Raw genomic sequence first — 20,886 nt, 5'->3', positions numbered from 1 at the left:
TTTTTGGCAAAATGATAACTTTGGAATGTAAAGCATTTCAAAGTTTGTCCGTTTTAGAAGCGTTGACAGTACACTGAGACCGTTTTACTTCCGGTACAAAACAGTTTGAGGGGCGGATCTAACCCGCTACTTTTTTCACTCATGCAGCAGGATACCATAGTGGTTGTGTCAGTTTTGCGCAGATTCGGGCGGCTGCACAGTGCGCCCAAGTTCTTTGGCCTTCTTTGTCTGCTGGCTCTTCTGCCTTTCCTGAGCTTCGGCGCAAATGCCCAAGCTTCCGAGCAGGTTGCCGCCGAGCGGCCTGTGGTGAACACAGAAGGCGACAGCGCGAGTACGGCGTCCCGAGACACCACGGCAGTGCTTACTGATGGGGCTGAAGCTAATATTCCTGTTCCCGAAGCACCAGCTGATATGCCACCCCCCGATTTTCCGCCGCCTCCTCCGCCTCCGCCCGGGCCCGAAGACGATCCGGCTTTTTTTGATCCTTCTGATCTGCCCCCAAAGGCCCCGCCCCTGCCGCAACCACTTGGTTTCGTGGCGCATTGCTTTGACGGCGACACCTTCAAGCTTACAGACAGACGTATAGTGCGTCTGGCGGGCATTGACGCTCCCGAGCTGTCCAAGGGCGACCGAAAGGGCCAGCTTTTTGCGCGTGAAGCCAGAGGCCAGCTTACAGATTTGACGCAGGGACAGCAGGTGATGCTTCTTCAGGCAGGCGTTAAGCACCGTGACATACATGGCCGTATTCTGGCCGAAGTTTTGCTGCCAGACGGCAGTTCGCTGAATGAAATTATGGTACGCAACGGTGCGGCCTATTTCTATCCACACCGCGACCTGAGCCCTCAGTTGCAGGAACGCCTGCGCAATTTGCAGCACGAGGCTATTGCCGAACGCCGTGGCATGTGGGGCTTCTTGCTTTCGCAGCCTGTCGCCAAGAACAACTACCTTGGCAACAAGGAGTCTTTGCGCTTCTTCCCCGCTGACTGCGCAGAAGCGCAGAGCATACGGCCAAGAAACCGCGTATATTTTGGCAACTTGATGGACGCCTTTATGGCGGGCTATGCACCTGCACGGGTTTGTCCTTTCTGGCCGGTGACGCCATGAACGCGTGCTCCCGCCAAAACGAGGCCATGCTCAGTCCCTTGGCAGAGCAAACAGCTCTGGTAATTTTTTCCGGCGGTCAGGATTCTGCAACGTGCCTGGCCTGGGCCTTGGACAGGTTTGGCTGCGTGCGCACCCTTGGCTTTGATTACGGGCAGCGCCATTCCGTCGAATTGGCCTGCCGTGAAAATATCCGCCAGAAAATGGCAGCCATGAATCCGCAGTGGCAACAACGTCTCGGCCCGGATTGTCTGCTGGACATTGATCTTTTTCGCCAGCTTGCCAATACGGCACTCACCTCCACTGCTCCTATTGAAGAAAACGGTCCTGAGGGCCTTCCAAACACCTTTGTGCCCGGACGAAACCTCATCTTTATTTTGCACGCGGCAGCCTGGGCGTATGGGCAGAACATACGGCATATGGTGCTGGGCGTGTGCCAGAGCGATTATTCCGGCTACCCCGACTGCCGTGACGACAGCATCAAGGCCATGCAGGTAGCCCTTAATACGGGAATGGCTGCGAACTTCGTTTTGCACACGCCTCTTATGTGGCGCAGCAAAAAAGACGCCTGGACTCTCGCCCGCAGCTTGGGCGGCCCGGCGCTTGTAGATCTGATTGTTGAGGAAAGCCACACCTGCTATGCGGGCCAGCGCGGCAACCGCCACGCCTGGGGCTATGGTTGTGGCCAGTGCCCTGCCTGCCGTTTGCGGGCAGCCGGGTACGCCGAATATATGACGCCCCTCCTTCAAGAAAGTGAAGAGTCATGTCCAAAAAACAATTGAGCGCCGCACAGGGCATTGAAGCCGCCTGCATTCTTTTTTCCATCAATACTGATGCAGAGGGTATGGTGCGCCTGGCGCACAGCGCCCAGTTGCCGCCAGTCTATCTTGAAGGAGCGGGAGCCATCTGCTTTTGTTCAGAATGGCGCGCCTTCACCCATGCGGTGGTCACGGCAGGGCTCATGCAGTACGCCCCCAACAGTGTTTTGATGGGCTATCTGCGCCAAACAGGCAATCTTTTGCAGAATGCCGCCAAAGCGCAGCCCACAGATCCGGCCAAGCCTGTAAATCAGGAGGCACCGCCTGCATCGGAATCTGCATCTGCAGAAAAAACGGACGGCCTGCCCTCTGGCCTGGAAGCCTTTGTTGATGGGCCCTTTGCCCAGTATATGCCCTTGCTGGCGCAGAGTGAGCAATCACAGTGCCCGGAACTTTTTTGTCAGCGCCTTGCGGTAGAGACTGCCAGAGTGCGGGGTGAAGCCTCGCCGCTGGACGATCAATCCAAGGCCCGGCTGACAGCCGTAATGGCCATGCTTATCAGCGCAGTGTGGGACAAACTGGAACAATACGAAATACTGGCAGACTAGAGCATTTTTACGTTGAAAGAATTTGGGCGACTGTGTTGGCAGACGTCCGGCAAGGAAGCGTAAGCGCTGTTCTTTTGCGGGGGTAAATGCCGTGGCTGGCATGCCTTGAACTACGAGGATGCATATCCTCAAAATTCATCTGTTTCAAATTTTTCAGTATACAACAGAAACGCCCGTTCTTACGGGCGTTTCGATTTTTACATATCGTCTTCGTTATCCAAAAACGCCCAATGCAACATGCGTTTATGCACACGCAGGCGGTATTCAGACTGTTGCGCCAGCAAGGATGTTTTGTTGTTGCGCAAAATATTGCTTCCTACCATGATGGCATCGGCGGGCGCCGCGCAGAGCATGACCCTTGCGTGCGGTTTTGCCTTGGCCAGCAGCTCTTCGCTTACGCTCCAGTCTTCATATTCTTCAGCGGTAATGCCGCCGCGGCAGCCGACCAAAAGATAATCGGCGCCCTTTACCGCTTCATCCGGCGTATCCACGAAGGTGATATTTGTTCCCAACCGGGCCGCTTCCGCTTTAAGAGGAGCAGCGTCCACATGCTCCGGCAGAGCCACACGCAGAGCAAAGGGAAACCATGCTGTGGCTTCAATCAAAGAGTGTAAAGTGCCGTTGAGGCAGCCAAGCCATGCGCAGGTTACGCCGCGAAGATCCCGTGAGTTACGCAGCATGCAGGCAATGTCGGCCAGAGCATGCGCAGGGTGCGCATCAGGGCTGCCCGCATTGATTATCGGAAAACGAAGGTCAAGACGGGCCGGATCCCAGGAACTTACAGTCAGTCCATGCGTATAGAGGCAGTCGACGTAGTAGCTAAAGATTGGCATAAGCTGTTCACGAAAAGCCGCCAATTCTTTGCGCCAAACAGTGCGGCTGCCTTCATAAACCACAGACCCGCCCATTTGACGCACGGCAGCAGATACGCAAAGCCTTTCAGGCAGCGAATTATCGGCAAATAAAAGCACTGCCACCCGATCCGCCATAAAATTGGTGTGCGTTTTGGCCTCTGGCATGCCCATTGCCTGTTGCACAAGCAGCCAGGACGCCTTTTCTCCCAAACTTTTGATGGTCAGAATATGTCGTGCCATAGATCCTCCGTGACGAAGGTCACATACGTTAGTTCACCCTAGTGCTAAGACTCTATCAAGGCGATATGCCTCTGTCCAGAAGTACGGCGCAACCATTTGACACCATAAGCAAAGCATTTGTACAAAAACAGTCTGGCCTCAACGGACCTGTTTGAAACAATGCCCTGTGCCACAAACAGCGCAGATGCTTTTTACCCGGATGCAGACTTGTGACTTGTACTGCTTATCCGCTACACTGTCTTACAGAATCCTTGTGAAATCTTTCTTGTTACCAAGGACCAACGGGAGTTTTGATGAAAGCCTTTTTCTTTGACCTTGACGGCACTCTGCTCGATTCTCTTGCTGACATAGGCAATGCCTGCAACGCCATACTGGAAAAACATGGCTATCCCACACACCCCTTGCCGAAGTACAGGCATTTCGTGGGGAACGGCTTTGGCAAGCTTGTTCGCGCTACCTTGCCCGCTGACGCTGCGCTGGACGATCAGACCAAGGCGCAGCTGGTTGAAGAGGCGCGCCAGTACTATGGCCTCCATATGTACGATTGCACGCGCCCTTACGACGGCGTGATTCCCGCCCTGGAAAAGCTGTCTGCAGCGGGGCACCCTCTGGCTATCCTTTCCAACAAGCCCGAAGAGCATACCCTGGAAATCGTTCAGCGCTACTTTTCCGCCATACCCTTCACACTGGTTCGTGGCGCGAGAAAAGACGTGCCCTTGAAGCCCCAGCCCCATGCCCTTCTGGACATGATGAAAACAATGAATACATCTGCTGCACAAACCCTGTATGTGGGCGACAGCGATGTGGATGTTCTGACTGCACGTAACGCTGGCGTGATTTCAGTAGGCGTAGCCTGGGGATTCCGCGGCGCAGATGAACTGCGTCAGGCCGGGGCCGACCATATAATTGACACACCATCACAATTGCCAAAACTGGCAGAAGAGGCGTAGTGTATGAAACGTCTTATAATTCAGATTGACGAAGACAAGTGTAACGGCTGCGGCCAGTGCATACTGGACTGTGCCGAAGGCGCATTGGCTATAGTTGACGGCAAAGCCAAACTCATTAAAGATTCTTACTGTGACGGGTTGGGAGCTTGCCTGAATTGTCCTGAAGGCGCATTGCAGCTTATTGAACGTGAGGCAGACGACTTTGATGAAGAGGCTGCCCTGACTGCCAAGGCTGAACGTGAAGGACACGGCAAGCCCATTGGAGGCTGTAGCCCCCACGGCATGCCGCACAAATCAGGCGGCGGTTGCCCCGGCAGCATGGCGCGTGCCCTCAAACCCCTGTCGCCCGGCGCAGTAGCCAGCAACCCGGGTTTAGCCGTTGAGCTGCCTTCATGGCCCATTCAGTTGCGGCTTGTGCCGCCCACGGCTCCCTTCCTTAAAGGAGCCCATGTACTGTTGGCAGCTCATTGTGCTGGCTTTGCCCTGCCCAATCTGCACAAAGACTGGATTGCAGGCCGCATTCCCATTATTGCCTGCCCCAAACTTGAAGACAATGCGGCCTTGCTGGAAAAACTTACGGCCATCATAAAGTCGGGGCAGATAGCAAAACTGACAGTGCTGCGCATGAGCGTGCCGTGCTGTGGCGGTCTTGAAAGGCTGGTTCAGCAAGCCCTGAAAGACGCGCAAAGCGATCTGCAGATGGAATGCCATGTGGTTACGGTTTAGCACCAAGGATCAATATTTCTGCTATCTGTGAAAACAATAGCGGGCACAGCATCTTGACAAAACATATCTAATTGCTATGTTTTAAGCGGTATCCCGACATAGTTTATGTTATACAGGAAACCAGCATTGAACAAAGCGCATAGTTTGCAAGAACTGCTGCCTGCATAACAACTTCAGGGTCAAGGAAGAGGACATGCCTATCAAGATCCCGGCGGATTTGCCCGCCTGCGCAGCTCTCGAAAACGAAAATATCTTCGTGATGACCGAAGACCGTGCAGTAATGCAGGACATCCGCCCTCTCGAAATAGCTATCGTCAACCTTATGCCTACCAAGATCGCAACAGAAACCCAACTGTTGCGGCTCTTGAGCAACTCGCCGCTCCAGGTCAACATTACCCTGCTGCGTACCGAGGCGCACGAGTCCAAAAATACTCCGGCACGGCACCTTGAACGTTTTTATAAAACGTTCAGCGAGATACGGCACGACAGTTTTGACGGCATGATAGTAACGGGCGCGCCTGTGGAGCACCTGCCCTTTGAAGATGTGGATTATTGGCACGAACTGCTTGATATCATGAATTACGCGGCCAACCACGTCTATTCGACCCTATACATTTGCTGGGCTGCCCAGGCGGCCCTGTACCATTTTTACGGGATACCCAAATTCAGCCTTTCACGTAAGCTTTCCGGCATCTATGAGCACGACATTTTACAGTCGGGTTGCCGCCTTTTTCAAGGTTTTGACGACACGTTCACAGCCCCGCACTCGCGAAACACCGAAGTGCGCGCCCAGAGCATTCTTGAAGAATCCCGCCTGCGCATGCTGGCCCAGTCCGCGCAGGCAGGGGTAACTCTTTTGGAAAGCATTGATCATTCGCAAGTTTTCATGACAGGCCATCTGGAGTATGATCGGGGCACGTTGGATGCTGAATATCGCCGCGATGTTGACCGGGGTCTGAACCCGGATGTGCCTGAGCATTACTATCCGAACGATGATGCCTCTGTCATGCCGCATATGAACTGGCGTGCGCACGCACATTTGTTCTATTGTAACTGGCTTAACTATTATGTGTACCAGGAAACTCCATTCAGCCTCACAGCCATTACCAGGAACCGCGAAGGGCGGCCCTTGTAATAACCAAACCGACCGCTTGCCGGAGACGAGGAGCCTATGCGATTTTCAACCAGAACCCGTTATGGATTGCGTTTTCTATTGCGGCTGGCAGCCCAGCCTCAGGGCAGCCTTTTGCAATTGGGGCAAGTGGCTCGCGAAGAAAGCATTTCTTCGGGCTATCTGGAGCAGATTGTCCGGGCTTTGCGCCCGATGGGCATACTGAGGGCAGTGCGCGGTTCAGGCGGAGGCTACGCCCTGGCGAAAGCTCCGGCAGATATCAATATGGAAGAAGTTTTTCAGCACCTTGAGGGCGAAATATCTCCAGTGCGCTGCTTGAGCAAAGGCCGTTCCTGCCTGCGGGAAAAGCATTGTTCAACGCGCGGCTTCTGGAGTGAACTGGACGGACATATCCGCAGCTTTCTGCAACAAAGAACGCTGCAAGAAATCATAGATACAGAGAAGCACTCCGCTTCGGGAGGCAATTATGTGGAACTACACTGAAGCCGTACATGACCATTTTCTCCGTCCGCACAACGTGGGGCCGCTGGAAGGAGCCAACGCCATTGGCGAAGTGGGCAGTCTGGCCTGCGGCGACGCCCTCAAGCTTTACCTCAAGATCAGCGAACAGGGCATTATTGAAGACGCTACCTTTGAAACCTTTGGCTGCGCCAGCGCCATTGCCTCCAGTTCCGTACTTACGGACATGATCAAGGGCATGCACGTTGAAGACGCCCTCAAGATCAGCAACAAGGACATCGCCAACTCCCTCGGCGGGCTGCCCAAGCAGAAGATGCACTGCTCCGTCATGGGGCAGGAAGCTCTGGAAGCTGCAATTCGCCAGTGGAAGGGCGAGCCTCCGGTGCCGCACGCTCATGAAGAAGGCAAGCTTGTCTGTAAGTGTTTCGGCGTAACCGATGCCCAGATCATTCGCGCCATCCGCGAAAACGGGCTCAAGACCGTTGAAGAAGTCACAAACTACACCAAGGCCGGCGGCGCTTGCGGCGAATGCCTGGATGAAATTGGCGAAATTCTGGCGGCTGAACTCAAGCAGACGTCTTTTGTGGAACTGAAGCCCAAGCAGCGCCTGACAAACGTGCAGCGCATGCAACTGGTGCTCAAGACCATTGAAGAAGAAATTCGTCCCCTTCTTGCCGCTGACGGCGGTGACATAGAACTGGTGGATGTGGATGGCCTGCGTGTGGTGGTATCCCTGCGCGGACGCTGCGCGCAATGCCGGTCCAGCGATGTGACCATCCGTGACCTGGTGCAGCGCCTCCTGCGTGAACATGTGGAACCGGACATTGTGGTCGAGGAGGCATAGGGCCATGAAAACTATCTATCTTGACAATAATGCCACCACGGCGGTTGCCCCTGAAGTTCGGGACGCCATAGTGCCCTACCTTTCAGATCTTTACGGCAACCCTTCCAGCATGCACACCTTTGGTGGGCAGGTGGGCGACGCCGTGGAAGCCGCCAGGGAAAATCTGGCGAACCTTCTGGGCGCCAGCCCGGACGAGATACTGTTTACCTCCTGCGGGTCTGAAAGCGACAATGCCGCCATCTGGTCGGCTGTTCAGACGCAGCCGGAAAAACGCCACCTTATTACCACCCGCGTGGAACACCCCGCTGTGCTCAATGTCATACAGCACTGGGAACGACACGGCTATCGCGTTACCTACCTTGGAGTGGACAACAAGGGCAGGCTGGACATGGATGAGTACGCCCAGGCTTTGTCTGAAGACACTGCCCTCGTCTCCATCATGTTTGCCAACAACGAAGTAGGAAACATCTATCCCATTCAGCGCATGTCAGAAATGGCGCACGAAAAGGGCATACTTTTCCACACTGATGCCGTGCAGACCGTAGGCAAGACGCCTATCGACCTCAGCCATCTGCCTGTGGACATGCTGTCCCTTTCCGGCCACAAGCTGCATGCTCCCAAGGGCATCGGTGCTCTTTACATCCGTAAGGGCGTGCGGTTCCGTCCCTTCCTGCGTGGCGGACATCAAGAACGTGGGCGCAGGGCCGGAACAGAAAACGTGCCCTACATCATCGGTATGGGCGTTGCCGCACAGCTGGCTCTCGACCATATGCAGGAAGAACGCGTGCAGGTAGCCTTGCTGCGCGACAAGCTGGAAGCAGGCATTCTTGAGCGCATCCCCGACTCTATGGTCAATGGTGATATTGAAAACCGCCTGCCCAATACCTCCAACATCTCGTTCAAGAATGTTGAAGGCGAAGCTATTCTGCTTATGCTTGACAGGCTGGGCATCTGTGCCAGCTCAGGTTCGGCCTGTACATCGGGCAGCCTTGAACCTTCACACGTTCTGCGAGCTATGGGCGTGCCCTTCAACTATGCTCACGGATCCGTTCGCCTTTCGCTTTCACGGTACACGACCGATGAAGATGTAGATTTTGTGATCGAGCATTTTCCCCAGGTCATTGAAACCCTCAGAGCCATTTCGCCTTTCAAGGACTAGACGCGTCAGCCTGACCAGTTCGTCCGTCTGCATTGATATTGATACCCGCCGTGGCGTTGACCTTTGGCCACGGCGGGGCAATTCTTGAGGCTTTGTACAGCCATGCAGCCGTGTGCCTTGCCTTTGGCGGCGCCCTCCCCCGAATATGCCTACAAAGCCCGTGCCTTCCGGCAAGTTCGCCAATGGCATGTGCAGACATCACCCAAGGATGCCATATGCCTGCTTTTTTTCTTCTTTTGGCCATTGCCCCCGCTATTGGCGCGGCGGGGCTCCTTCTCTATCCGCCCCTTTCTTATGTTGCAGGCATAGCGGGGCTTGCATGCGGCTTTGGCGGACTTTTTCTCCTTTACCGAAGCCTGCTCAAACCTCTTCGAAATATCTGCGACAGCCTCAAACAACCTGGGGCGCTTCATTTGCCCCACGACTCCGATTGTGGGGCCTTGTGTTATCTTGCTGAACTGATGGCTGCCCACGGGGAAGCGCGCGCCAAAGAACTTGCTGCGACCCGCCGTGACATGGAACAATCCCGTCATGATGCCGCTGAATGGCATGAGAAATATAAAATTGCCATGTCTGGCCAGGCCATGACCAAGGACAGCCTGCGCGAGGCCGCACGCAAACTGCACAGATTGGCCGCAGATCAGGCAGAGCAAGAACGAAAGCTTGTGTCAGCACACCCGACATTGGCGCAAACGCCCCTTCGGGACGGACTTACCACACAATGGCTGGACAAGATCGCTGCGGAGCTGGAATACTGCGAGAACTATCTGAACCAGATAAATGCTTTTCTGGGTAAGGAAAGCTCTTCTTTGAGCCACGCGGAATCCGAGCAGGAAGACGAGTATTTTAAGTGGTCAGCCAGCTACTCCACTGGGGTACCCGTTATTGACGGCCAGCATAAGCTGTTGCTTTCCTATATTAACAGGCTGCACAATGGCCTTCGCCAGGGCAAGGACCCTGCCCTTCTTCTCGAAATCCTCGATGCTCTGGCAGGGTACGCCTTCACTCATTTCAATACAGAAGAAATTTTCTTTGCGCACTCCGACTACCCCATGTCCAAAGAACACGTCGAAGTTCACCAACGGTTTAAAGACAAGGTCGTTCTTTTTAGAGAAGCCCTTTTGGAAGGCAAAGCCGACGTTGATCTGGCCCTGCTTGAATTTTTAAAGACGTGGCTGATTGAACACATACAGGGTATGGATGTAAGTTTTGCTCCCTATGTAGCGCAGCGCCACGACATTGCACAGGACTAAAGCCAGAACATATGAACTAGAGCTATTTTAACTTTGAAAAAATTACATACGTTAACGCTGCTCAGGAGCGCAGCAAGCTGCAACGCGGTGTGGATTCCGCCGAAAATTGCATTTTCCGGCAGCATGACAACTTTGAAAAGCGATACATTTCAAAGTTAATTTGCTCTAGACATTTTTTTGCTTTGCCTTCATTGACCGAGCATCAGTAAAAAAGCCCGCCAAATGGCGGGCTTTTTTACTGATGCTGATATGACCAAGCAGACTAAACTGCCAATACTACTTTTTGGACGTTTGAAGATACATTGCAAGAGATTCGCGGTCTTGCCTGCTCAGCAGCCGTTGATTGGAGCTACCACGAAAAAGCAATTCCAGATCGCGAAGCTCTTCCACATAGGGGCCATCAATCAACAAATCTGTAAGCTCCAGCAGGCGCGCGGTCCAGGGGTCCCCTTGGGCGCGCTGCCACAGATCCTCAAATGTGTACCCTGTGTAGGTAATCACAGTCTTGCCCTTGCTTTGCACGCCTTGCGCTACAACACAAAGGGGAGCTGCCTGGGCAAAAGGCTCGCCGCCAGAAAGAGTCACGCCTGCAAGCAGGGGATTTTCTTCAAACTGCTTAAGCGCGTCTTCTGCCGTAAATAGAAAACCGCCATCAAAGCTGTGTGTCTGCGGGTTGTGGCACCCTTTACAATGGTGCGGACACCCCTGAGTAAAAAGCACATATCGCAGCCCCGGCCCGTCTACTATGGATTCCTCCACAATACCGGACAGACGCATGGACTGCGAAGCCGCGTCCTCAGGCATGCTTTACCCGGTCGCGTTCCTCGGCGCGCTTGGCGTTGTTGAAGCGGTCCAGCGTGCCCACAAGGTAACCGGTGATGCGGCGGGTGCGCTCAAAAGTCATGCCCTGTCCCACCAGTTTCTGCGCGGGCTTCACTTCATCAAACAAACGCGACTTCATCAACATAGACTTTCTCCTTGAGCTTAAAAATAAGTATTAGGTTCAGGGCAGGCCGCCGAAGCGGCCGCCGTAACAGCAAATAAACTTAGCTCCACTTGGGAATGTGCGGATACTTTTTGCGCAGTTCGTCAAGAAGTTCGGGGCTGATGCCTTCGCCTTCCTTGCGTCCGCAACGTGGGCAACAACCGTTGATTACGCCCACATAGCCGCACAAAGGATCACGATCAAGCGGGTGGTTGACCGAACCATACCCAACGCCATTGTCGTGCATGAAGCGGATAATGCTTTCAAAAGCCTCCGGATTCTTGCACGTGTCGCCATCCAGTTCCACATAGGTAATGTGGCCGGCGTTGGTCATGGCATGGTAAGGGGCTTCGATCTCAATTTTTCTGAAGGCCTTGATGTGGCAGTACACGGGTACATGGAAGGAGTTTGTGTAGTAATCCTTGTCTGTAACACCGGGAATGTTGCCAAACTTGGCCTTGTCCAGCGTAACAAAGCGACCGCTGAGGCTTTCCGCAGGGGTAGCAATGAGCGAGAAGTTGAGTCCGGTACTTTCCGATTCATCATCGCAGCGCTTGCGCATATGATTGATGATCTCAAGACCGAGCTTCTGAGACTCTTCGCTTTCGCCGTGGTGCTTGCCAAGCAGCGATATGAGCGCTTCAGCCAGGCCGATAAAGCCCATACTGAGCGTGCCGTGCTTCAACACTTCTTCAATGCAGTCGTCCCAACCCAGCTTTTCAGAGTCAAGCCAGATCCCTTCACCCATCAGGAAGGGATAGTTACGCACCTTCTTGGTGCTCTGCACCTTGAGCCGGTGCATGAGCTGACGAAATACCAGGTCGATCCTGTCATCCAGCAGGGCAAAGAACTTTTTTACGTCGCCCTTGGCTTCAAGCCCCAGCCGCGGAAGGTTCACCGAAGTGAAGCTCAGGTTGCCGCGCCCGCAGGTAACCTGCCTGTCCTTGTCGTACACGTTGCCGAGAACGCGCGTGCGGCAGCCCATATAGGCGACTTCGGAGTTGTAGTCGCCCGGCTTGTAGTACTGAAGGTTAAAGGGAGCATCCAGAAAGCTGAAGTTGGGGAACAGCCGCATGGCTGAAACTTCAATGGCCAAGAGGAAGAGGTCGTAGTTGGGGTCTTCTTTATTGTAGTTAACCCCGGACTTCACCTTGAAAATCTGCACGGGGAAAATGGATGTTTCCCCATTGCCAAGACCAGCCTTGGTGGCCTTGAGCAGATTTTTGGTCACCATGCGGCCTTCGGCGGAGGTGTCAGTACCATAGTTGATGGAACTGAAAGGAACCTGAGCCCCGGCGCGTGAGTTCATTGTGTTCAGGTTGTGGATAAAAGCTTCCATAGCCTGATAAGAGCGGCGCTCGGTGTACTTCAGGGCTTCTTCGGCGGCATAGGCATGGGCTTCTACTGCCATGCTCTTCTGCTCCGCAGGCATGACCTCGTTCAATTTACGGCCAAATTCTTCCATATTGCCAAGGCGCGGGCACAGGTCGACACTTGCCAGCAACTTTTCAGTAAAGGCAGCAGCTTCCGTAGCTTCGAGATGCATGGCAATGCGCACAAAGGCCGTAAAAGCCCTTTCGTATTCCTTACGGTACGTCTTGATAACGCCTTCGGCCATAGCGAAATCAAAGTGCGGCACACTCTGCCCACCGTGCATTTCATTCTGGTTGGCCTGAATGGCTATGCAGGCAAGAGCCGAATAGCTTTCAATGGCGTTGGGTTCACGCAGATAGCCGTGCCCGGTGGAAAATCCGTTTTTGAACAATGGGATAAGATCTATCTGGCAGCACGTTTCCGTGAGCATATAGAAATCTTTGTCATGAATGTGGATATCGCCATTGATATGTGCTGACGAAGCATCCTTGGGCAAAATATAGTTGTCGATAAAGTACTTGGAGCCTTCGGAGCCATACTTGAGCATGGTGCCCATGGCCGTATCACCGTCAATATTGGCATTTTCACGCTTGATATCTTCGTGAATGGCCGGGGAATACGTAAGCTTTTTATAAATATCCATGAGATACGATTCCGCATTGCGGATCTTCGTATGCTCGGCGCGGTACAGAATATAAGCTTTGGCAGTCTTGGCGTAGTCGTACTGAATCAGTGTTTCTTCAACCAAGTCCTGAATTTCTTCAACGTGCTTCAGCTCGCGTGCGTCCAGTTTTTTGCAGACTTTTTCCGTTACAAATAAAAGATCGGTAGGGGACATATCCTCACCACCAACGGCCTGATTGGCCTTGGTAATGGCGTTGAGGATCTTGACAGAATCAAAAGGCACTGCCGTGCCATCGCGCTTGGTAATGCTGGCGGGCATGGAGAAAAACTCCCAAACGTAACAACTGTGAACAAAGGTTCGTTCGGAACCCGAACGAACAAAACACCGATGACCTATATGGGGCGATGGTTGTAACCCAAAGACATGCCTGTAGTCGGGAGCAGGTAGCTCCCCGGCAATGGACTGGTCGGCAAAGGCCCCGTACCGACAACCCATACTGAGTCTGCTCAGGAATATACCTGGCAGCCGTTGATTATGTTTGAAAGCAGGTCTTCCGGCTTGTCGACCATCTTTTGGCCTTCCCAGGCTGTCAGCCCAGTGGCACATGTAAAAAGGTGGCATTTATCCGACTTACGGCGGCGGGTCCGCTCCCGTTTTTCACGGGATTCTCTATTAAGCCCCAAAAGGGCGCTTTCAATGTCTAGAAAATCTCAAAAGAACTGCACCGTGTCAATCGGGGTAGGCAAAAAAGGCTTCCTAGCTTCGTAGGAACAGTTCAGTTTATATTGAGAAAATTTATTATAAAGCCTTTCTTAGGCCGAAAAAAGACCGCAAAAAAGCGATGGACACGAGCCGTACTCTGCCCAAGATGCATCTGCCGGAACCGCCATTGAAAGTTCCGCAGCCTGTTATGGTTGGCTGGTGACTCCCTAGGTGCAGAGTGCAATCTAGCGTACTGGGCAGAGGATTTCAAGGTTGATCAAGCCCTTGGGAAATGCGGATTTGCGGATGTGAGCGCCGGAAAACCGCACTAACTGCCACTTTTCCGAGGTGCATTTTTTTCAATAAATATTCCTGACAAGCAAGATAAACCGCTTCTCCAGTGCCTAAACAGCAGCTAGCAGGCTTAGTTTATTAACAAAAAATATGTGCTCTTTTGCCTGCCCAATGCTGTCGTTCTCCGCCATGCCGTGCACAGGGAGGGGCAATCAGCTCCACCGCATTGTGAGGGGATCGGTTGAGCGCGCCTGGCCGCTAACCCCATTCCTCCACCCAGCACGCAAAGATCCCCCGGCGCTTGCCGGGGGATCTCCCGTTCAAAATGTACTAATGTACTGCTGAATATACTACGGCAGCAGTATCAAGTCATAGGCATTGGCCTCGCCCAGATACTTCTTGGCGACTTCCAGAACCTGAGCCGGGGTCAGTTTCGCAGCCTTTTCGATGAGCTGGCGCTCAAAGTCGAAGGGGCGTCCCAGCAAGGCGTCGCTGGCGGCGTCTGCGGCGCGTGATCCAAGGCTCTGCCTGTCACGGTAGTATGCGCCAAGCAGGCGGTTGGCCCCGGCTTCCAGAAGAGGCACGGGCAAAGGCTTTGTCATGATGTCACCAATAATTTTGGCAAAACCCTTCTGGGCCTGCTCGACCTTATCCGGCGTGGTGCCAATATAGAAGGCCATCATGCCAGCCTCGGGCATACTGCGGTAAAAGGCCGTTACAGTATAGCCAAGCCCTTCCACATCACGCATCTGGCTGAATAGCAGACCGCTCTGCCCTGAAAGCACAGACTGAAGCAGCATGAGGGCCGGAGCATCCGCATGGGTGGCGGGCACAGCTTTGAAGACCTGAAGCACATGGGCCTGGTTTCTGCCGGGCAAGTGAAGGTCGAGCTTTTTGTCTTGCCCCCAGGTGGGAGCGCCGGGCGCGGGAATATCTGTTTTGGGTGCGGGCAGGGAGCGGGCAAAGGCCACCACAGCTTCACGGTCAAAATCACCAGCCACGGAAAGCACCCACGGCTGCCCCATCTGTTCCTGCCAGAACGCACGAACGTCCTTATTGGTAAGGCGGTCCAGCGTTTCCACGCTGCCTAGCCCGTCGTACCCGTAGGGTTGCCCGCCGGGGAAAAGAAGCCCGTTAAGGCGTGAGAAAAGGAAAGACGTAGGCCTGTCCGCACGCTGCCGGATAGCGGCCTTCATGCTGTCTGCCTCACGGCGTATTTCCTTTTCTTCAAAGCGCGGACTGCGCAACACTTCAGTCAGCATTGAAAAATAATCGGCGTTGAAACGAGCCGGGCCAGTGATGGACAGGGCAAAGCTTTGCAGCCCGGCGCTGGCGTCAATGGCCGCCGCCCTGTCTGCAAAAAAGCGCTCCATTGCCTGAGCATCCAGTTTGCCGCTGCCTGTGGTGAGGGCACGGGCTGTCAGACCGGCAAGCCCCTGTTGAGCAGGTTTGAGCATGGCATTGCCGCCGGGCAGCATCATATCTATAGCCACATACGGAATAGTGGCGTCTGGCAAAAGAATGAGGGTACGCCCAGCGCCCAGTTGCAGAACTTCGCGCTCACCCGCTTTCATGGCGCGGGCCTTCTGCGCATGGTCGCCATCCAAGCCGGGCCAGTTCTGTTGCAGTATGGCTTCCAGATCAGGCAACTTGGCCCCTTCGGGAGCCAGAACGCGCACGCGCGCCTGACGGGGGTTAATCCATTGTTCCAGAGCCTGCGCCAATTGCGCAGTGTCCACATTACGCTGGGCAAAACGCAGGTTCATTTCAGCCTGCTCGCCGCCCAGCTCAAACTGCACAGTGCCAAGCCAGGAGGCCAGCCCGTTGAGCGTTTCGCCAGCGCGGTCCATATTGTCTTCAAGGTTGAACCGGGCACGAGCGATGGCTTCGGGTTTGAACTGCCCTGCCTTGAGCGCGGCCATATCCTTGGTCAGTTCACGCCAGAAGGGCTCCACCTTGTCCACATCAAGCTGCGCGCTCAGATAGACAAGCCCGGCACGCGCCAGACTCATGTTGCCCATGCTGATGTTGTCCACCATCTGCTTTTCGTACTTGAACTTGCGATAGAGGTCTGAGGTGCCGTCGCCGCCCAAAAGATAGCAAAGGATATCAAGGTCAACAGACCGCAAATCGCGCAGCCCCGGCACGGGAAAAGCCATGCCCATGTAAACCTTGTTCCAGGGGCCGTGTATGACTTCAACGCGGGGGCCGCCCGAGGCATCAGCCAAACTTATGGGCTGGGCTTCAGCCAGGTCGCCGCTGTTGGTCAATCCGCCAAAAAGCTTTTGGCTGTAGGCCAGAACCGCCTGTGGTTCAACATCGCCCGCTACGAGAAGCAGCATATTTTGCGGCTGGTACCAATGACGCACATAGGCGCGCAGGTCTTCTGCCGTAACAGCGCGTATGGTGTCTTTGAAGCCGATGATGGGCCGCCCGTAAACTGTATTCTGCAGGGCAGACGTTTGCAGGCTTTCAAACAGCCTGCTCATGGGAGAATCCTGATCGCCTTCCAGTTCGGAGATGACCACGTCCTTTTCCGATTCCAGTTCCTTGGGATCAAGCGAAGGCTGGAAGGCCATTTCCTTTACCACATCCATGCCTGTGCGCCAGTGCGCGGCGGGCATATCAGTCATGTACCAGGTTTTGTCAAAACTGGTGGCCGCGTTGAGGTAGCCGCCAAGGGCTTCCACATCACGGGCAACCTGGCCCTTGGGTCTGTGCTCCGTGCCTTTGAAAACCATATGCTCCAGCAGGTGACTTATGCCCGCCTGCTCCGGTTTTTCATTGGCTGAACCAGTACGGACGTAAAGGCGCGTGGCTACAAGGGGAAAACGTGCATCCTTGATAATATAGACTGTAAGCCCATTGGGCAGCCGTGTAATAGTCCGGTCATCATTCTGAACCTTTTCGCTGGCCGCCAAAACTGTCGACGACAGAGCCAGTATCAGGGTCAGAACTACAAAAGAAAAGAAACGCCGCATGAATCCTCCTGCGCTGCGGCCTTGGCCGCTGTTGATGTCGGGCTTTTCACATTTTTACGGTTCGCTGTGAACCGCAAAAGGAAAAGCCTTGCAGGGATGTAAAAAAAGCGGGACCTTTCAGCCCCGCTTATAATGATAGTTCTCAATGCGCTGCGAAGCAAGCTCACCAGCATCAACTTCACAACTTGACGCCCTGCCCTGCTCCCGCGTTTTCCGCAACCAGGACGCGACGATCTAGCCGCCCAGGTACGCGTCCTTGACTTTGGGATCTTCCAGCAACTGCTTGCCCGGGCCTTCCAGAACCACGCGTCCCACTTCCAGAATATAGGCATAGTGCGCAACGGAAAGAGCCGCATAGGCGTTTTGCTCAACCAGAAGCACGGTTTTGCCGTCAGCATTGATGCGCCGGATGATTTCAAAAATCTCACGCACCAGCAGCGGAGCCAAGCCCAGCGACGGCTCATCAAGCATGAGCAGGTCAGGACGGCTCATAAGCGCCCGGCCAACGGCCAGCATCTGCTGTTCGCCACCGGAAAGGGTGCCGCCCTTCTGCCAGCTACGCTCTTTGAGGCGCGGAAAAAGCGAATAAACCCACTCTATGTCATCGGCGATTTCTTTGCGGTCACTGCGGGAATACGCGCCAAGCATCAGGTTTTCTTCCACCGTCAGATGGGGCAGAATGCGCCGCCCTTCGGGCGAAAGCGAAATGCCCCGCCGCACCATATCCTCGGGTTTGAGCCCCATAAGCGATGACGGGCTTTCGCCTTCGTGTCTGGTCAGCAGAATTTCGCCGGTAACGTTTTTGTTCAGGCCTGCAATGGAACGGATGATACTGCTCTTGCCCGCACCGTTGGCTCCAATGAGCGTCACGATACTGCCGCGCGGTATCTTGAGGCTCACACCCTGTACGGCCTGAATGCCGCCGTAGCGCACATGAAGGTCACGAATTTCAAGCATGCTGCACCATATCCATTATTTCTCCAGCCATCATGGCAACATTATGGCCGCACATCAAAACATGCCGCCCGAACCCATGTCCTCGCCGAGATAGGCGCGGATGACCACGGGATTGTTTCGGATATCTTCCGGATTGCCTTCCGCAATAAGGGCGCCGTATTCCATAACCCATATATACTGGCATACACCCATAACGACCTTCATATCGTGCTCGATGAGCAGAATGGTCAGGTCGAATTCTTCACGGATATGGCCGATGAAGTGCATGAGCTCAATGCTTTCCTGCGGGTTCATGCCCGCAGCGGGCTCGTCCAGCAAGAGCAGGCGTGGTTCGGTGGCCAGAGCGCGGGCGATTTCAAGGCGGCGTTGCGCCCCATAGGGCAGGCTGCTGGCCAGATCATCAAGGTGATCGCCAAGATTTACCCTTTCGGCCAACAGGCGGCTTTTTTCCTTGATGGCGGCTTCTTCGCGGTAGAAGGCGGGCAATCCCAAGGGAGCCATCCACCAGGGGCAGTGCCGCCGCACATGACAGCCTACCATGATATTTTCAAGCACGGTCATGTGCTGCGAAAGGCGGATATTCTGAAAGGTACGGGCCATGCCGCGCCGGCAGATGTCATAGGGTTTCAGCCCTTTGATGTTCTGTCCGTCAAGCGTGATCTCACCTTCCTGAGGCGTGTAGAACCCGCTTAACACGTTGAAGGCAGTTGTCTTGCCCGCACCGTTGGGGCCGATGACTCCCGCAATGCTTCCCTTGGGCAACGCCAGGGAAAGCTCGCTCACGGCAGTTACACCGCCAAACCGCATGGTTACGTCCTTGGCAACCAGCAGCGCGCCTTCATAATGCGGGGGACGGGGCAGAATGAATTCGCTCATGCCTTGTGCCTCCTCAAAAACGCGCCTATTCGCTTCCAGGTCAATTCTCTTGTGCCCATAATACCTTCGCGCCGGAACAGAATGATGGACAGCAGCACAAGCGAAAAGACCACCATGCGCATGCCGGGAATACCGGGAATTTCAAACAGCCCAAAAATGTCCATTGGTTCCTCGATGGCGCGCAGCCATTCCAGCAGAACGGTAATGACAGTAGCGCCAAGAAGGCTGCCCGTCAGTGACCCCAAACCGCCAGCGACCACAAACATAAGCACGTTGAAGGTCAGCAGGAAGTTGAACATTTTCGGGTCAATGGTGGAAAGGTGGCTGCCCAGCAAGGCTCCGCCCACCCCGGCAAAAAATGCGCCGATGCAGAACGAAAGCACCTTGTTCCAGAACACATTGATGCCCATAACGCTGGCCGCGATTTCGTTGTCGCGTATACAGCGCAGCACGTTGCCGTAATTGCTGAATACCAGCCGGGCGAGCACAATGAGGGTAAAGAGCATCCAGCCATAACAAATCAGCAGCGTGGCGTGACCAGGTATGCCCTTGATGCCCAGAGAGCCGTTGGTTATTGGCGTGGCATTGACGATGAGCACCCGGATGATCTCGGCAAAACCAAGAGTCGCAATGCCCAGATAGTCATCACCAAGGCGCAGTACCGGCACGGCAATGAAAAAGGCAAATATGGTGGCGACTACCCCGCCAGCCAAAACCGACGCCCAGAAGGGGGTGAACAGTTCAGAGAAAGGCCAGATCATCGGCTCAAGAATCCACATCATTTCCTTCTGTTCCGGCGGCAAAATGCATAAAGCCGAAACATAGGCACCCACGGCGATAAAGCCAGCGTGCCCAAGGGAAAATAACCCCGTGAATCCGTAAATGAGGTTGAGCGAAAGGGCCAGGATAGCGTTGATGAAGATCAGCTTGGCGATGTAAATCTCGTAGTCGCCAAGAAAGAACTCAGCCTGCCAGACCGCGCAGCCCAGCAAGGCCATGACCAGTATGCTCAAAATCGTGCTGCTGTTCAGGCGCATCAGATCTTCTCCTCCGTGCGTTCGCCAAGCAGGCCCGTGGGCTTGTAAAAGAGCACAAGCACAAGCAGCACAAAGGCAAATGCGTCACGGTAGCCCGAAAGTTCGGGCATGAAGGCCACGGTCATGATTTCCACAAAGCCCAGAGCCACACCGCCGATAACAGCGCCCTGAATGGAGCCAATGCCGCCGAACACAGCGGCAATAAAGGCTTTAAGCCCCGGCATGATGCCCATATAGGGATGCACCTGAGGATAACGCAAGGCCCACATGATGCCAGATGCGGCGGCCAGAGCCGAGCCTATGCAGAACGTCAGGGCAATGATGTTGTCCACCCTTACCCCAAGAAGGCGCGTAGTCTCAATATCCTTGGAAATGGCGCGCATGGCCAGCCCCGGCTTGGTGCGGTAAACCACAAACAGCAGAATGCCCACAAGAACAACGGTCATACAGGGCACAAGAGCCGTGAGCGGCAGAATGCGCAGGCCGCCGATATGCCACTCTGAAACCAGCCAGTCGGGCTGCAGCACGGGGCGCGGTTGACCGGTAAAAATCACTACTGCCAGACTTTCAATAAAAAAGGAGACAGCAATAGCGCTTATGAGCGCCGAAATTCGCGGGGCGTCGCGCAAGGGGCGGTAGGCTACCCTTTCAATGGCAACACCCAACAAGCTTGCACCCGCAACGGAAACCACGGCGGCCACACCCCAGGGCCAGCCGAAAGCAAAGGTGCCGAAAAAAACAAAGTAGGCGCCAATCATCAAGATGTCGCCGTGGGCGAAGTTAATAAGGCGCAAAATGCCGTACACCATCGTATAGCCGATGGCTATCAACGCGTAGAGCGACCCCAGGGTAAGGGCGTTAAAACAATGCTGCAAAAACATGTCAAGGCTCATGTGGCCACCTCAAGCTGCCGTTCAGGATAGCGACGGAATAAAGGGCACAGGTGCCCTTTCCGCCTGAACAGCGGCAAA

The 20,886-nt window shown here is 54.5% G+C and carries 19 protein-coding genes and 1 riboswitch; of the genes, 10 read left to right on the top strand and 9 right to left on the bottom strand.

The genetic code is table 11. The features are described from left to right. The first annotated feature begins 159 nt into the window (after positions 1–159). Genes HNQ38_RS04465 through HNQ38_RS04455 form a run of 3 tightly spaced genes read left to right on the top strand, consistent with a single transcriptional unit; the run spans position 160 to position 2,467 of the window. Positions 160–1,104, top strand: a complete 945-nt coding sequence (locus tag HNQ38_RS04465) for a thermonuclease family protein (protein WP_343060087.1) — start codon at positions 160–162, stop codon at positions 1,102–1,104. A gap of 26 nt (positions 1,105–1,130) precedes the next feature. Then, on the top strand, positions 1,131–1,883 hold the full coding sequence (gene queC, locus HNQ38_RS04460; protein WP_183718380.1) for a 7-cyano-7-deazaguanine synthase QueC: 753 nt from the start codon (positions 1,131–1,133) through the stop codon (positions 1,881–1,883). Continuing rightward, positions 1,865–2,467, top strand: a complete 603-nt coding sequence (locus HNQ38_RS04455; protein WP_183718201.1) for a serine/threonine protein kinase — start codon at positions 1,865–1,867, stop codon at positions 2,465–2,467. The genes queC and HNQ38_RS04455 overlap by 19 nt, the downstream gene beginning before the upstream one ends. Positions 2,468–2,664: 197 nt before the next feature. On the opposite strand, the gene HNQ38_RS04450 is transcribed toward HNQ38_RS04455, so the two are convergent. Continuing rightward, positions 2,665–3,561: a Rossmann-fold NAD(P)-binding domain-containing protein gene (locus HNQ38_RS04450; RefSeq protein ID WP_183718200.1), complete on the bottom strand. Its 897-nt coding sequence runs from the start codon at positions 3,559–3,561 to the stop codon at positions 2,665–2,667. 293 nt (positions 3,562–3,854) lie between these two features. Here HNQ38_RS04450 and HNQ38_RS04445 point away from each other — a divergent pair, with 293 nt between their 5' ends. From HNQ38_RS04445 to HNQ38_RS04415, 7 genes are all read left to right on the top strand, one after another. Next, positions 3,855–4,511 (top strand): HAD family hydrolase, encoded by a 657-nt coding sequence (locus HNQ38_RS04445; RefSeq protein ID WP_183718199.1) that lies wholly within the window; start codon positions 3,855–3,857, stop codon positions 4,509–4,511. Positions 4,512–4,514: 3 nt separating this feature from the next. Then, on the top strand, positions 4,515–5,237 hold the full coding sequence (locus HNQ38_RS04440) for an ATP-binding protein (RefSeq protein ID WP_183718198.1): 723 nt from the start codon (positions 4,515–4,517) through the stop codon (positions 5,235–5,237). A gap of 193 nt (positions 5,238–5,430) precedes the next feature. Continuing rightward, the gene (gene metA, locus HNQ38_RS04435) at positions 5,431–6,372 is read left to right on the top strand and encodes a homoserine O-acetyltransferase MetA (protein ID WP_183718197.1); all 942 of its coding nucleotides are present in this window, start codon (positions 5,431–5,433) and stop codon (positions 6,370–6,372) included. A 36-nt stretch (positions 6,373–6,408) separates the two neighbouring features. Then, on the top strand, positions 6,409–6,852 hold the full coding sequence (locus HNQ38_RS04430) for an RrF2 family transcriptional regulator (protein WP_183718196.1): 444 nt from the start codon (positions 6,409–6,411) through the stop codon (positions 6,850–6,852). Then, on the top strand, positions 6,836–7,672 hold the full coding sequence (gene nifU / locus HNQ38_RS04425) for a Fe-S cluster assembly protein NifU (RefSeq protein WP_183718195.1): 837 nt from the start codon (positions 6,836–6,838) through the stop codon (positions 7,670–7,672). The genes HNQ38_RS04430 and nifU overlap by 17 nt, the downstream gene beginning before the upstream one ends. A gap of 4 nt (positions 7,673–7,676) precedes the next feature. Beyond that, positions 7,677–8,831 carry a cysteine desulfurase NifS gene (nifS, locus tag HNQ38_RS04420; protein ID WP_183718194.1) on the top strand — a complete coding sequence of 385 codons (1,155 nt, stop codon included), beginning with the start codon at positions 7,677–7,679 and terminating at the stop codon, positions 8,829–8,831. 215 nt (positions 8,832–9,046) lie between these two features. Continuing rightward, on the top strand, positions 9,047–10,084 hold the full coding sequence (locus HNQ38_RS04415) for a bacteriohemerythrin (RefSeq protein WP_183718193.1): 1,038 nt from the start codon (positions 9,047–9,049) through the stop codon (positions 10,082–10,084). Between the two features lie 276 nt (positions 10,085–10,360). Here the strand turns inward: HNQ38_RS04415 and nrdG are convergent, their stop codons facing one another. From nrdG to HNQ38_RS04375, 8 genes are all read right to left on the bottom strand, one after another. Beyond that, positions 10,361–10,888 (bottom strand): anaerobic ribonucleoside-triphosphate reductase activating protein, encoded by a 528-nt coding sequence (nrdG, locus tag HNQ38_RS04410; protein WP_246387983.1) that lies wholly within the window; start codon positions 10,886–10,888, stop codon positions 10,361–10,363. Next, entirely contained in the window at positions 10,881–11,051 is a 171-nt protein-coding gene (gene nrdD, locus HNQ38_RS04405; protein ID WP_183718192.1) for an anaerobic ribonucleoside-triphosphate reductase, read from the bottom strand. The genes nrdG and nrdD overlap by 8 nt, the downstream gene beginning before the upstream one ends. A gap of 79 nt (positions 11,052–11,130) precedes the next feature. Continuing rightward, positions 11,131–13,386 carry an anaerobic ribonucleoside triphosphate reductase gene (locus HNQ38_RS04400; RefSeq protein WP_183718191.1) on the bottom strand — a complete coding sequence of 752 codons (2,256 nt, stop codon included), beginning with the start codon at positions 13,384–13,386 and terminating at the stop codon, positions 11,131–11,133. A 208-nt stretch (positions 13,387–13,594) separates the two neighbouring features. Next, a riboswitch (cobalamin riboswitch) is annotated at positions 13,595–13,778 on the bottom strand. A 636-nt stretch (positions 13,779–14,414) separates the two neighbouring features. Continuing rightward, positions 14,415–17,045: a M16 family metallopeptidase gene (locus HNQ38_RS04395; protein ID WP_183718190.1), complete on the bottom strand. Its 2,631-nt coding sequence runs from the start codon at positions 17,043–17,045 to the stop codon at positions 14,415–14,417. Between the two features lie 234 nt (positions 17,046–17,279). Next, positions 17,280–18,002: an ABC transporter ATP-binding protein gene (locus tag HNQ38_RS04390; protein WP_183718189.1), complete on the bottom strand. Its 723-nt coding sequence runs from the start codon at positions 18,000–18,002 to the stop codon at positions 17,280–17,282. 54 nt (positions 18,003–18,056) lie between these two features. Beyond that, positions 18,057–18,878: an ABC transporter ATP-binding protein gene (locus HNQ38_RS04385; RefSeq protein ID WP_183718188.1), complete on the bottom strand. Its 822-nt coding sequence runs from the start codon at positions 18,876–18,878 to the stop codon at positions 18,057–18,059. Then, positions 18,875–19,915 carry a branched-chain amino acid ABC transporter permease gene (locus HNQ38_RS04380; RefSeq protein ID WP_183718187.1) on the bottom strand — a complete coding sequence of 347 codons (1,041 nt, stop codon included), beginning with the start codon at positions 19,913–19,915 and terminating at the stop codon, positions 18,875–18,877. The genes HNQ38_RS04385 and HNQ38_RS04380 overlap by 4 nt, the downstream gene beginning before the upstream one ends. Then, entirely contained in the window at positions 19,915–20,808 is an 894-nt protein-coding gene (locus HNQ38_RS04375) for a branched-chain amino acid ABC transporter permease (RefSeq protein ID WP_183718186.1), read from the bottom strand. Before HNQ38_RS04375 ends, HNQ38_RS04380 begins: the two co-directional genes overlap by 1 nt. Positions 20,809–20,886: the final 78 nt, after the last annotated feature.

The organism is Desulfovibrio intestinalis (assembly GCF_014202345.1).
Classification (GTDB): domain Bacteria; phylum Desulfobacterota; class Desulfovibrionia; order Desulfovibrionales; family Desulfovibrionaceae; genus Desulfovibrio; species Desulfovibrio intestinalis.
The sequence above is the reverse complement of the archived record's forward strand: the minus strand, read 5'-3'. Positions and strand labels throughout refer to the sequence as shown.